We start from the raw sequence: 13,750 nt of genomic DNA on the forward strand, positions 1-13,750 counted from the left end.
TTAACACTGTAAACTAACTTCGCTTTTTTATTGTGACCGTTTTTAATCTCAATTAATCAAAGCTTGAGATCAAAACAAAATTAGACCAAAAAGAAAATCGCCTAAAAATTACTTTTTAGACGACCTCCTTGCTTCATTAAAGAATAAAATATATATATATTAAATTACTTTTACGTTCACGGCATTAAGACCTTTACGACCTTCTGTAAGTTCGAATTCAACTTCATCTCCTTCACGAACTTCGTCGATTAATCCAGAAATGTGTACAAAATGTTCTTTGTTTGAGTCTTCTTCAACGATGAATCCAAATCCTTTAGTGTCGTTGAAAAATTTTACTGTTCCTCTACTCATTGTAATAAATTTTAATATTTGTTTTGATATATGCAAAGATAATAGCAAAATGCAAATGTTCAACTAATTATGTATTTTTTTTGAGGTAGTTACAATTATTTAATATTGAAATTCTTTATTTTTTCCTTGAAACCCGCGTCTTTCATGAGATTTTCGATAATTGAGAAATTTTCCTTTTTTACTGTTTTTTTTATTTTTTCGTCTTTTAAATAGTGTAAATAATCGCAAGTGTCTTCTAATGTGGAGAATATGTGTGATGAAAGTACTATTATTTTGCCTTTTTCTTTGAGCGATTTTAGAAGCTCTTTTATGATAAGATTGCTATGAATATCAACACCATTAAATGGTTCGTCTAAGATAAAAATATTATTATTTTGAAGCAAAACACCTGTCAAGGCTAACTTCTTTTTCATTCCTGTAGAATATGTTTCTGCATATTGTTTCAGAGGCAACTCAAAAATGTTTTGTGCTTCAAAATTCACATCTTTTATATTTCGGGCATTGCAGAGTAGTTGTAAATATTCTTTTCCAGTAATTTTTGATAGAAATTCAGGATTCGTTTCTAAGAACCCAATTGTGTTTTTGATGTTTACACTGGTATATTGAATGTTTCCTTCATGCGATTCTAAACCAGCAATGCATTTGAATAAGGTCGTTTTCCCAGCACCATTTTCGCCAACAATTCCATGAATTTCCCCAGGATTGAATTGCAATTCAATGGCACTCAAAATTTGCTTTTTCCGGTATGATTTAGAAAGATTGGTAATGCTTAACATGTCAAAATAGAATTAAGATTTTTAATAGCGCGTTTATAAAACAACGGAATAATCAAGAGTAAAAGTGGCGGAAATAATATGCTAATCAGCATCGCGAATGCTTGCGCAATAGGAACTTGTGATGGATAGTTGCTGTACTTTCCGAGAATTGTCACACAAATAAAACAAAAACCGAGCAATAGAAATAGTGCCGTGATTTGTAATGTTGAAAGCGGAAAAAAGAAAGATAATCCAATTGCAATTGGTAATAGTAAGATGCTACTAAATAGCAACGCTGTTTTTATTTTATGGTTTAAAAATTCTTTAGGCGACATGCTGTGAACCCAAATATAATATAACGGTTCTTGTTTTGAATAATACGACATGCAACATACAAAAGCACCAATGAGACTGAAAATTCCTAGATTGTAATTGTTTACTGAAATCGCAATAAACGTAAGTGTATATAGTAGTGGAAATACCCAAAATGTGTTTCGAAACCCGATGACAAACTCAAATGGTTTTTTCCCGAAAGGTGTCGGAATCGTGATGCTTCTCATTCCAATGGTATTAAAAAATGACAAGGCAATTGCGCAACTATGTATGATAAGTGCTTCTATAAATGCTTGTTTGTAACACAGAAAACTACTAAAAGGAAGTACGAAGAGCGTATTTTCTAGGATTCTGACTTTCCAATACGCTTCTGGGAGAAAACACTTTTTTAGAAAAATGTTTCGTTTTACGCTGCCTAATTTCAAACTCAGCAATAAACCAATACTCATATAGATATACGAAGCTTGCTCCATATTTTTGAAAATAGCTTCAGAAACCCATATATAGAGCGCAATCAAAATAGCGAATCCAATGAGTGGAATTACGCCAAATTCGTCAATATGACGATACATTCTTTTGAATTGTAAGCTAAAATAGAAGTTCACTTTCGTGGTTTGGTTTTTCTGAAAAATCGAAGATACATATAAAATTGAGTTTTCAATCTGAAGCCGTTCCCGATTGCTAAATTTTAGCGAATTCTTAACGAATTGCGTTTAGCATATTTTTTAAATCAAAAAAGAAGTAGCATAATTATAAGATTTATTTTCAGTTAGTTACGATTTAATCTTTATGCTATAATCTAACAGCGCTTGCGCTGAGCTCGTCGAAGCGTAGCGTTCTTTTATCTTTTGCTTTTATAATTTCTCTTGCAACATTCTTATTTCATCACGATATTTTGCAGCATCCATAAAATTCAAGTCTTTCGCAGCCGTTTCCATTGCTTTTCGCTTTTCGCGAATTAACTTTTCAAGTTGCGCTTTGGTCAAGTATTCCAAATCGGGTTCCGCCGCAGCTTTCGCTTTGATTTCATCTTCCCAAGCTAAACTTTCATCTTTTCCAAGAATAGAACTCAATGCTTTGTTCAATCCTGTTGGCGTAATATTATGTTTTGTATTGTATTCAATTTGTTTCTCGCGTCTGTACGCAGTTTCATCCATTGTTTTTTGCATGCTTTTCGTAATTTTATCCGCATACAAAATCGCTCGTCCATTTACGTTTCTCGCAGCTCTACCAATGGTTTGTGTTAGTGCGCGCGCCGAGCGTAAAAAACCTTCTTTATCTGCATCTAAAATAGCAACTAACGAAACTTCGGGTAAATCCAATCCTTCACGAAGTAAGTTAATACCAACCAATACATCAAATAATCCTTTTCGTAAATCTTGCATGATTTGCACACGTTCCAAGGTATCAACATCACTGTGAATGTAACGACATCGAATTTGAATTCGCGAAAGATATTTTGTCAATTCTTCCGCCATTCGTTTGGTCAAGGTTGTTACTAATACACGTTCGTCCGCTTCGGTTCGTAGATGAATTTGTTCTACTAAATCATCAATTTGATTTAAACTTGGGCGCACTTCAATAATCGGGTCTAATAATCCTGTTGGGCGAATGACTTGTTCTACAACGACACCATCAGTTTTGTGCAATTCATAATCCGCAGGCGTTGCACTGACATAGATTACTTGATTTTGAATGACTTCAAATTCTTCAAATTTCAATGGCCTGTTGTCCATTGCTGCTGGCAAACGGAAACCGTATTCTACCAAGTTTTCTTTTCTACTTCTATCGCCGCCATACATGGCATGCACTTGTGAAACCGTTACGTGACTTTCATCGACCACCATTAAATAATCATCTGGAAAATAGTCTAAGAGACAGAACGGACGTGTTCCAGGCGCGCGTCCATCTAAGTATCTTGAATAGTTTTCAATTCCAGAGCAATAGCCCAATTCACGAATCATTTCTAAGTCAAAATTGGTGCGTTCTTCCAAGCGTTTTGCTTCTAGATGTTTTCCGATTTCCCTAAAATAGTCTACTTGTTTCACCATGTCTTCTTGAATTTGATGAATGGCGTTTTGTAATACATCTTGCGAAGTCACAAACATATTTGCAGGATAAATTGTGAGTTCTTCGTATTTTTCAAGCACATTATTTGTAGCAGGATCAAACGATTCTATTGTTTCTATTTCATCGCCAAAGAAGTGAATTCTAAAAGCAAAATCGGCATATCCAGGGAAAACATCAACTACATCGCCTTTTACGCGAAACGAGCCGCGTAAAAAATCGGCTTCGGTTCTAGAGTATAAACTTTGCACCAAACGATGTAATAGTTTCGTTCGCGAAATGACTTGATCACGTTCTAAAGTGATGACATTTTTCTGAAATTCCACCGGATTTCCAATTCCATACAAGCAGGAAACTGACGCAACAACAATTACATCGCGACGCCCCGAAAGTAGGGAAGAAGTCGTGCTGAGTCGCAACTTTTCAATTTCTTCGTTGATGGATAAATCTTTTTCTATATAGGTTCCAGAAGACGGCATATACGCTTCTGGTTGGTAATAATCATAATAGGATACAAAATATTCTACCGCATTTTCTGGGAAGAATTGCTTGAATTCAGAGTACAATTGTGCTGCCAACGTTTTGTTGTGTGCTAAAACTAAGGTAGGTTTTTCCACTTTTTCGATCACATTGGCAACCGTAAATGTTTTTCCAGATCCGGTAACTCCTAACAAGGTTTGGTAACGTTCTTCAGATTCAATTCCTGCAATAAGCTCTTTAATGGCTTGCGGTTGATCTCCCGTAGGAGAGAAGTCAGATACTAATTTAAACTTCATATAGTGTATTTGCTTTGTATAATTTTTTGGGCGTTACCCCAAATGTTCCTTTCGAGAAAATCTCAATGAACATTTGCGGTCAGGCTCGCGGCAGTCGCTTTTTGCTTTCAGTCTTCGAGTTCCTCAGACTTCTAGCAAAAGAGCTCCAACAATGCCTTCATCCTTAACGCGGTGTTTTGCAAAAATAATGAAAAGGAATGAGGAAATCTATGTATGAAGAAATGTGTTTTAATTTAATTCTTGTAAACTTTGAATTAGATCTTCCGCGCGTTCTGTCCAGAAAGAATCATCAGTAGCGTCTTTAATTTTTTCTTTTAGTAGCGGAATGAAATCTGGATCATTTGATGCTTCAATTCCTTCTAAAATAATGAAACGATCTTCATCATGTTGTTGAAGTTTTTAAAGTCCTGCATCTTTTTTGACCATAATGCCATTGCGTTTTAGATATTTTTCAATGGAATCATTAAAGTCAGAAAAGAAATTTCCGTTGTCCAAATCTCTGATTCCGCCAGAATTATCAGAAGCTTCTAAAAAAGCATATAGCTTAGAATTTGTGATCGCTTTTGCTTTTTGCCAACACGCTATTAGAAAATCCAAATCTAATTCAGCGCGCGTTTCCCAAATAGCTGAAATATCATATTCATCTAGTTCTTCATCATCAATATTGTGTTTTTTTAGCGTATTTACACACATTTCATAGACATCATAATCGTCATACATGTCCATGTTTATTTCTGGTCTGGCCATGTCATAATCTTCTTCGTAGAAATCTAAACATGACATTGCAAAAACCCACGAGAGTCTACTATTTGCATCATAAATTACGGAAATTAACTTGATTTCTTTTGATGCTTTATGGGTTCTGTAGCCATCTTCAAAGTTTTGAACTTTTGTAAAGAATTTGATGAATTCAGCTTCCATTGGTTGTAACAGTTCTTTGGTATAAGTAGTTTCAATGTCTTCTATAATTTTGTCAACTTCAAAGCCTTCTAAATCCTCAATAGTTCGCATGAATTTGTAGGTTTTATTCTTTAGTGAGTTCTTGCCAAACCTTGTGTAGCATCGTTTTATGTATCGTATATGTTTCAGGAACATTTTTGACAGGCGACAGCGAGAAAGAGAATTTTTTATCAGCATCAAAATTCCAATAGTTACCATTTAGTTTGCCATTTTCAGTTGCTATATACCATTGTGGAATGTTGATGATGGAAAATTTACCTTCAGGATTCGTATCAATTGCAAATACTTTTAAGTCTTCTAATTTGGTGTATTTCAGCGTAATTTTAGTAGAAAGCACACCTTTTTCGGTTGCATTATATGTAATATATTTTTCCGTAAAAGTATCAAGATGAGTATTCCAACTATCTTTTTTAGTATAGATAGATGCGAATTCTTTGGCAATGGACAGACTGTCTTTTTCTGTTGGATAAATTGCCAATAGATTTTCATGCTGAATTACAATTGTTTTTGTTTTCGGTGAAACGATTACGATTGTTTTCTCAGCAATTACTGTACTTGTTTCGATTCCAAAAAATAATCCTAAAACAAAGAGAACAATCTTAATGGTTTCCATAAATTTTTATCGCTTTAGCGTGAAGTGACCTTTTAATTCAAATGCATCCGGACCATCTTTGATTTCTGCCAAGAACCAATAATCACTCGAAGGTAATTTGCGACCTCTGTACGTTCCGTCCCAACCACGATCGCCCGCGCGTAACGTTTTTATTAGTTTTCCATACCGATCAAATATGTATACGATTGAGTTTGGAAGTGTTTCAATTCCGATAATATGCCAAGTGTCATTGAATCCATCACCATTAGGTGTTACAAATCCAATGTAATCGACCACAACTGCTTCTGCGCTGACTTCACCACAACCATTTATATCCGAAACAGTTACCGTGTGATATCCTGGGCCTACAAATTCAAATATGTTTGATACTTGCGGTGTTCCGCCATCTAATGCGTATAGGTAATCGCCATTTCCAGTCGCAGTTACCGTAATGGTATTGTTATCAGAGAAGTTCACGACATCTATTTCTACGATGGTTGCTAGTTCTGATTCGTTTACGGTGAAACTATCTGTTTGCGAACAGCCAAATGCACTTGTAACCGTTACATCATACGTTCCAATAGAAGTAATGTCAATGGAAGCCGTTGTTGCACCTGTTGACCATAAATAGCTGTTTCCTATTGCAGAACCAGCCGTAACTGTTAATGGAAGATCGTTTAAACATAATGTAATATCTTCTGGCAAATCAATTTCTGGCAATGGAAATATAATCGTTGTAAAGTCTGTAGTCGCAAAACAACCAGTTGTATTGTTTTCTATACGTACATGAATTATTTGCCCGTCAAACGCGCTGTATGATGTTGGCAATGGACTTACGTCGTTTTCTGCATCTTCAATACTTACGTGATAACTTACCGTAAATAAAGCAGGGTTTTGTGTCCCTAATACCGTTGCCGTTTGTTGTGATAGATTGAATACTTGCGTAGAATTGGAATTATCACTGATACACGCTTCCATATCACTTACCGGATTTGCTATTGGATTCGGGTTGATGTTAATGTCAATATTAGCAACAATGTAACAACCTGTATCATCATTTTCTGCGCGTATAAATATCGTTTCAGGATTTGTCATGTATGTGTAAATATCTGGCAATGCATTGATGTCTGCATCTGCATCTGCGGCAGAGTTGTAGTACAACAATGAAACTCCAGTTGGATCATCAATGATAATGTCATCTATTTGGCGTAAATCTACAGTGCCAGGTTGTTCAGCTTCACAGAAAGTTGCTTGTGTGACATTGTTTAGTAATGGCGGTAAATTCACGTGTAGTGTAAACGGAATTACTACGTAACAACCAGAGATTGTATTGAACAAACGCACAAAAATTGGTTGCGGATTGTTTGTGTTTGTATAGTTTGTCGGATCGGGAATTGTATTTGTTCCATCATCCGCATCTTGTTGTGTTTCATGATAGGAGATAACCACATTGTCTTGTCTGATATTTAAAATATCAAATTCAGCTTCTGTCAAATCAAACACTACTTGTCCATCATAATCTACATCACAAACCGTGACATCTGGCGCAGGATTTGATTCAGGAACTTGAATTACATTTACTTCAAAGTCAACAACCGTAATACAATTTGAATCATTTGAAATTCGCGCATATATTGCTTGAGGATTTGTTACGTTCGTAAACGTAGTTCCGATCGGATTTAGATTTGTATCCGCATCATCAAATGATAAGTGAAAGGAGATTGTTAAGTTTTGCGGTATTCCAGCACGGATTTCAGCTTCGGTAGCTGTAATATCAAAGGTGTCAATTCCGTCATTCGTTACATCATCACACACAAAAATATCAGTGGGTTCATTGTAAAGTGGTGCTGGACTTACTTGAATTACAAAGGAAGAAACAGCAAAACAATCTGGATCAGTATCATTTTCTATCCGAACATGAATTGTTTGCGGATTTGTTTGATTCGCAAACGGCAATGTTTTGTCAATTTCGTTCGTTTTATCCAATGCATCTTGTGCAGTAGGATAGTAGAGTACTGTCATGTCCGTTTGACCATTTAAGATTTCAACATCTCTGGTTTGCATGATAAAGTTTTCCGTTTGATCTGTATCTGTTTCACACAATTGATAAATATCTGTGGCAATTACAGCTGGAATTATATTGACAATAATTGGTAATTCTACTACGGTAAAACAGTTTGTCGTTGCATTTTCTACACGTACAAACGCGCTTGTCGTAGCGGTGTTATATGCTGTAGGATCGGGAATTATATCTGTATTACTAAATGCTCCTCCAGCAGAAGCATGATAACTAATGCTTATGTTGGTTAAATCGGGAATGATTTCTGGTTGACTTACCGTTACATCTACATCCGCAATTCCGTCAGTATCATCATCACAAATTAAAATTGTAGACGGTTGTGTCACCGTTGGTGCTGGTAATATATCTATAAAAAATGAAGATATATCTGTACAACCTGTAGCTGGATTGTTGTATCTAAAAAATATTTCTTGCGGATCCGAAGTATTGATATATGGATCAGTAATCGAGTTGCTAAATGAATTCGCATCTAACAGTGTTGCAAAGTAAAATACATTGTATGTTGTGTTTGCTCCTTGAATTGTTGGTGTAAATGTAGTTAGATCGATTCCTACAATTTCATCATCATTCGAATCACAATATGTAAGTGTGCCTATATTTGGTGCCATAACATTCGGATTCACCACTAAGTTAAAAGAGTCTTGATCTTCACAACCCACATCATCCGTAAGTGTGATAAATATTTCTTGCGGATTGGAAGTGTTTGTAAAAGGAGTTGTGATATCAATTGCATTTACCTGATTGGTTCTGTCATTTTCATTTAGATAAAAGACAATATTAACATATGTTAGATTGTTTTGGATGGAATTAAAAATCGTTTGAAAATTGAAATCAAAAAAGCCATCATTACTTGGATCGTCACAACGATTTACATCTCTAATGTTTGTAGCTGTTAATAGCGCATTACTATGTGCGACAAATTGTGTCAAACTAAAACAAGCTGAATTATCATCTTGTACACGAATAAATAAGGTTTGTTGATTGATATCAGTGTTTGTGAAAGCTGTGATATCTGGAATTGGATTTGCGCCAGTTGTTGCATCATCAGATGAGGTATGAACGGTTACAGTAACTCCCGTCAATCCCATCGTAATTTCATTGATAATGTCTGTTAAATCGAATGTGGCAAAACCATCATGATCTGGATCACACGCATCTACTAAGTTTCTGTTTGGTATATTTAATACAGGCGTTGTGCTTACATTTACCAATAGTGTAGTTGTTATTTCACATCCTGTTTGTGTATTTACAACTCTAACAAATACGGTATCATTTGGTGTTGTATTTATAAAGTTATTTATAATTGGATTGATATTATTATCAGCATCACTTTGTGTAAAATGATAGGTAACTCCCAAAATGGGATTCATTGCTGTAATTTCATCAGTACGAACGCTTAAATCAACAGAAGCAACTCCGTCGTCGTCACAGATATCAAAAGGAGTTGGATTTGTAATCGTTGGTAACGGATTTACCACCAAGTTAAAACTTGTAAACGCCAAGCAACCATTGTCAATATCTAAAACACGTACAAAAACTTCTTGTGGTGATGTTGTATTTTGAATTGTATTTGGAAATGCATTTGTATTATCGTTTGCATCATTTTGTGTTGGATGATACGTTATGGTATAGTTTGCAGGCGGAACAGTTCCTAATATTTCTCCTTGTTTGATGGGCAAGTTGAAACTTTCTATTCCATCTTGAGAAATATCATCGCAGAGTTCAAAGTCGGTTATTGGTCCGGCAGATTGTGCAGAGTTTAAGGTAACTTCAACAGTATCTTCAATAACACAAGTTCCTGTGCCGATCGGAATTGTAATTTCTACTCTATATATTCCCGTAAGGATAGCATCGTGTGTATCTGCATTACTTCCCGGAATGGTTACTCCGTTTCTAAACCATTCATACGTTGCTAACGGATTTTGAATGTCTGCGTTTAGTAAATAAGAGTCTGCACAAGTTTCTACATCTGGACCTAAATCAACCGTAGCATTAAAACTGTTTCCTTGGATAAAAATAGCAGAATCTGCATTTTGATCCGTTCCATCCGCAATTATTAATTTAATATGATATTGTTGATTAGGAATGATACTTGCTGTTGCCGTTAATACTGTAGTTCGTCCATTGTAGTTGGTGTCGCCTAAATTATATCCTTCAAAATATTGTTCATTTTCAGCAGGGCAGAAGCCCACAATTTCATCGTGAATTACACTCGTACTTACAGGAATGTTTGTTCCTGGTACCACGGCAATATTCGTATAAGGCGCAGTACTTCCTGCTTCTCTGATTAAAAAAGCAAAACTATCTGAAAATCGACATGGAAAATCTGCAAAGTATTCTTCGGAAGCTAATAAGTAATTAAAACTGATTTGATTGGTAGCAGCAATAAAATCGAATTCTATCGAAGTTGCATTCAGCGTATTACTTACGCCCAAAGCCATTTCAATATCTGGATCCGTTCCCCAAGCTGTTGTTCCTCTGTTTAAAGGTGCAGTATTTATAGGTGTTCCGGCATCAGAAGCACGACCGGAAGTTAGTACCAAACCATTTGCAAAAGGAAACCCAGAGGCAGCCTGATCAAAATAGGCGAAACTTGCAAAGCCGTCAATATTTCCATTTACGGAAGATGACACATTTGAAATTTCTACACATCCTTGGGCTAATTGCGCTACAAGTTGATCTAATGTAAATGATTCGTTCGTTGTTACTTGCTGTGCGGAAACTATTTGGTAAGCGCATAGCGTAAAAAGTATCAAAAAAACTTTTTTCATAGGAATGGGGTTAAGTCGTACGGCTATTATGACACGATTTTAGTTGGGCAAACTAGCATCCTGTTGTTTCATAATCAATTATGGACAAATATATACATAATTTAACGCTTCTGAAACTATTTTTATTGCTAACGACTTGTTTTATAATTAGCTACTTAATGTTTCTAAAATACAGAAAATCAATTATATTACGGTAAAATTCATTTAATTATTCTGTAAATATACCCAACCTGTATAGGTTTGTTCAAGCAATAAAGGACTTACTAAGGTATTTTCATCATTTAAGTACAATACATAAAAATATGTTCCTGCGGGCATTTTTTTATTTCTTGGCGTGCCTCTATTTGCATATCCGTTCCAACGAGAAGTGTTTTTGTTGCCTTCAAATATAAGTGTGCCATATCGGTTGTAAATATGAATTTTATGATTTGGATGTGCTTCTAGATTTAAAATATTAAAAACATCATTTTTACCATCTCCGTTTGGAGATAAACCATTCGGAATATAAATTTCACAATCATCCACGCTCAAGTCAAAAGAAGTCGATGCTATGCAACCATTTATATTTTCAACCGTAACATAAATTGTTTGCGGATTCGAAGTATTATCGTATGCAGTTGGCGTTGTGATTTCATCTTGAAACGTTCCGTCTGAATTTTCGGTTTCGTAATAGGTAATTATAGTCGTTGGACTTGAATTTATAGTAGATTCGTGTAAAGTCAAATCAAAAGTCACGAATTCTGTATCATTCAGTTTACAAGCGATTAAATTATCAGGTTCATTGGCTTCAGGACTTTCCAAAAGGATCAAATTAAAATCTCCAATAGAATCACATAACGTACTACTATTAGTCACTTTAATATAAATTTCTGTTGGATAATTTGCATTGCTGTATGAAGTAGGATTTGTAATGACATCTGTATTGTTTGAAGCATCTAGAAAGGTTTCGTAGTATGCAAAAGTGAAAAATGGATCACTGAAAAGAGCTTCTTGTATTGTTAAATCGAATATGAGATTCTCGTCGTTATCGCACAATTCTAAATTTGGTAATACAGGAATCACAGGTGAAGTTGGAAGTGTAATAAGTTGCAATGCGTCATTATTATCTTCGTTGATTTCATCGACAGTTCCTGTGCCAGTTCCATCATCATCAACTACAATCGTAAGGTTGAAAGTATTCGGAATTGTTGCCGGAATTGTAACTGTTATATTTTGCTGAATGCTTCCACCAATTGGAAGTGCTATTTGCGTGGCAGCAGTAGCAATCAAAATTCCATCTGTATAAAAAGCAATCGGCGTATTTTGAGGTAGGGCAGCAGTACTATTAGTGTTTGAAATGGTATATGTAATGTCTAAATCTCTGGAATCACACACCGAATTAACTTGATCAATTGTAACCGTTGCATCAGGAAGTTGACTGTTGAGTACGGTAATTATGTTATTAATCATCACAAAATCTTGACCAGAAGTCAATGAAATCGTGGCTTGTGTATCTCCAATGGCGATATAATTTTGAATGCTATACACATCAATATCCATATTATATAAATTGGTAGCACCTGTAAAACTATTCGTGCCGTTGAATGCATTGTTTGCTGGATTCAGCGGAAGGTTTTCTATAATATTCCCATTAATACGTAACGATTCATTCACGCTCAACGCTGCATCGCCTTCCCAAGCAATAAAGCCAATTTTTGCGCCCATATTATCAAAAACGCTGAGGTTTTCCAGTGTAATTTCTAACATATCAGGCACACTTTCCAAGCCATCATACACGTTGAGTTGATTCAGCGGAAGCGAAGGATCTTCATAAATAACCGTAATTGCCCAACCGCCAAAGTTGGTGCCTGTCGGACAATAGGGTGTAATTACAGACGTCAAATCAAATTCACTTACCGTATACAAACCATTTCCTGTAGCTTGTACAATCGTTGTTACATCAGCAAATGCTGCAAAAAACGTTCGATTCCCTGTCAACGCATCACTAAAAGTTCGATCTGCTGAAACAGGAATTCCGTTTAACTCAATATTAAAATCACCATCATCTGATCCTGCCCAATACAAATAAGCAGCCACCATCGTTTGATTTGTATTTAAAAATAAGCTTGCGCTAGAAGATGTATTGATTGTGCAAATACCACCTGGACCGTTTTCAGTCGTATTGAGTGTGTTTCCAAGTGCTGTGTAATCGTACCGACCGTTGAATTGTTGGAACAACGTAATATCTTGTGCAGTCGCTTTAAATGTGTTTAAAAAACAACCTAAAGAAAGTAAAATAGCGATATACGTTCGTTTGTCCACACAGATTTGATTAATTCTTGAAAGTAACAAATTCTCACATCATAAAAAAACGATCAAGGAAGTTTTGACAGTTTATCTTGAAGAAATAGGAGTGAGGACTCCTTAAAAAAACGATTTAGAAAAGATAGAATTATAGACCGCACTTTTATACTTAAAAATTCTATCTAGATCTATTGTAGATTTTATCAAGATAAAATATTTTTTTGTCTTGATGTTTTGGTCAAAGTATCAAGACATTTTTTTATTTTATCAAGATAAAATTTAGCACTTCTCAAAGTCTAGTGTTTATAGGGTTTGCGGGATGTGGTTGGAATTGTGGTTTTGATGTACTAATTTCTATGGTTTTTAGATTATAAAATTGATCAATTGTGGTTTTCCGTATTGATTGTAATTTAATATAGGGTAGTTTTGAAGGCAGTAAGAACTAAACTATTTATAAAGATTGGTTTTGCTAAATAAAAATTCAATTAAACAATTAATAAAAACGAAAATCATGGCACTTAAACCGGGACCAAAAAGAATTGCAAAATCAACAGGAAAACCAGATAGACGTGCTCGAGATAATAAAGATACGCCTGGAAATACACCGTCTTTGAAGCCGCCAAAACGAAAAAAAAAGTAAGGTTAAAAAAGTTTTCTCTACGCTAGCACTCATTTCTAATGTTTGTTTAATATATTGATCTTAAACTTTTTTGGTTGCAAAAAAGTAATTAATGCCTTGAAAGCAGTAACAAACACTAACTCCATAAAAAAACCCGAAGAAT

Annotated in this window: 9 protein-coding genes; 1 reads left to right on the plus strand and 8 read right to left on the minus strand. The window is 35.2% G+C overall.

The genetic code is table 11. From position 1 onward, the window contains the following. Positions 1–159 precede the first annotated feature (159 nt). The 8 genes from H2O64_RS03245 to H2O64_RS03280 form a co-directional block, all read right to left on the minus strand. Positions 160–351 (minus strand): cold-shock protein, encoded by a 192-nt coding sequence (locus tag H2O64_RS03245; RefSeq protein ID WP_187560714.1) that lies wholly within the window; start codon positions 349–351, stop codon positions 160–162. Positions 352–446: 95 nt separating this feature from the next. Beyond that, positions 447–1,127, minus strand: a complete 681-nt coding sequence (locus H2O64_RS03250; protein WP_187560715.1) for an ABC transporter ATP-binding protein — start codon at positions 1,125–1,127, stop codon at positions 447–449. Continuing rightward, positions 1,121–2,011 (minus strand): ABC transporter permease, encoded by an 891-nt coding sequence (locus tag H2O64_RS03255; RefSeq protein ID WP_187560716.1) that lies wholly within the window; start codon positions 2,009–2,011, stop codon positions 1,121–1,123. The genes H2O64_RS03250 and H2O64_RS03255 overlap by 7 nt, the downstream gene beginning before the upstream one ends. A 282-nt stretch (positions 2,012–2,293) precedes the next feature. After that, positions 2,294–4,282 carry an excinuclease ABC subunit UvrB gene (uvrB, locus tag H2O64_RS03260; protein ID WP_187560717.1) on the minus strand — a complete coding sequence of 663 codons (1,989 nt, stop codon included), beginning with the start codon at positions 4,280–4,282 and terminating at the stop codon, positions 2,294–2,296. Between the two features lie 399 nt (positions 4,283–4,681). Further along, a complete protein-coding gene (locus H2O64_RS03265; protein WP_187560718.1) occupies positions 4,682–5,293 on the minus strand; it encodes a hypothetical protein in 612 nt (203 codons plus the stop codon). Between the two features lie 13 nt (positions 5,294–5,306). Beyond that, complete coding sequence (locus tag H2O64_RS03270) at positions 5,307–5,855, minus strand: hypothetical protein (RefSeq protein ID WP_187560719.1); 549 nt, start codon at positions 5,853–5,855, stop codon at positions 5,307–5,309. 6 nt (positions 5,856–5,861) lie between these two features. Next, complete coding sequence (locus H2O64_RS03275) at positions 5,862–10,685, minus strand: T9SS type B sorting domain-containing protein (protein ID WP_187560720.1); 4,824 nt, start codon at positions 10,683–10,685, stop codon at positions 5,862–5,864. A 204-nt stretch (positions 10,686–10,889) separates the two neighbouring features. Next, the gene (locus H2O64_RS03280; protein WP_187560721.1) at positions 10,890–12,986 is read right to left on the minus strand and encodes a T9SS type B sorting domain-containing protein; all 2,097 of its coding nucleotides are present in this window, start codon (positions 12,984–12,986) and stop codon (positions 10,890–10,892) included. 493 nt (positions 12,987–13,479) lie between these two features. Here H2O64_RS03280 and H2O64_RS24145 point away from each other — a divergent pair, with 493 nt between their 5' ends. Then, positions 13,480–13,608, plus strand: coding sequence for a hypothetical protein (locus tag H2O64_RS24145; protein WP_262890626.1), 129 nt, complete (start codon positions 13,480–13,482; stop codon positions 13,606–13,608). Positions 13,609–13,750: the final 142 nt, after the last annotated feature.

It is taken from the genome of Kordia aestuariivivens (assembly GCF_014397005.1).
Classification (GTDB): domain Bacteria; phylum Bacteroidota; class Bacteroidia; order Flavobacteriales; family Flavobacteriaceae; genus Kordia; species Kordia aestuariivivens.

Bases quoted from the DNA above. Each gene is read 5' to 3' on its own strand.
- H2O64_RS03265 (WP_187560718.1), bottom strand. From the start codon at position 5,293: ATGCGAACTATTGAGGATTTAGAAGGCTTTGAAGTTGACAAAATTATA.
- H2O64_RS03275 (WP_187560720.1), bottom strand. From the start codon at position 10,685: ATGAAAAAAGTTTTTTTGATACTTTTTACGCTATGCGCTTACCAAATA.
- uvrB (WP_187560717.1), bottom strand. From the start codon at position 4,282: ATGAAGTTTAAATTAGTATCTGACTTCTCTCCTACGGGAGATCAACCG.
- H2O64_RS03255 (WP_187560716.1), bottom strand. From the start codon at position 2,011: ATGTATCGTCATATTGACGAATTTGGCGTAATTCCACTCATTGGATTC.
- H2O64_RS03245 (WP_187560714.1), bottom strand. From the start codon at position 351: ATGAGTAGAGGAACAGTAAAATTTTTCAACGACACTAAAGGATTTGGA.
- H2O64_RS24145 (WP_262890626.1), top strand. From the start codon at position 13,480: ATGGCACTTAAACCGGGACCAAAAAGAATTGCAAAATCAACAGGAAAA.
- H2O64_RS03270 (WP_187560719.1), bottom strand. From the start codon at position 5,855: ATGGAAACCATTAAGATTGTTCTCTTTGTTTTAGGATTATTTTTTGGA.
- H2O64_RS03250 (WP_187560715.1), bottom strand. From the start codon at position 1,127: ATGTTAAGCATTACCAATCTTTCTAAATCATACCGGAAAAAGCAAATT.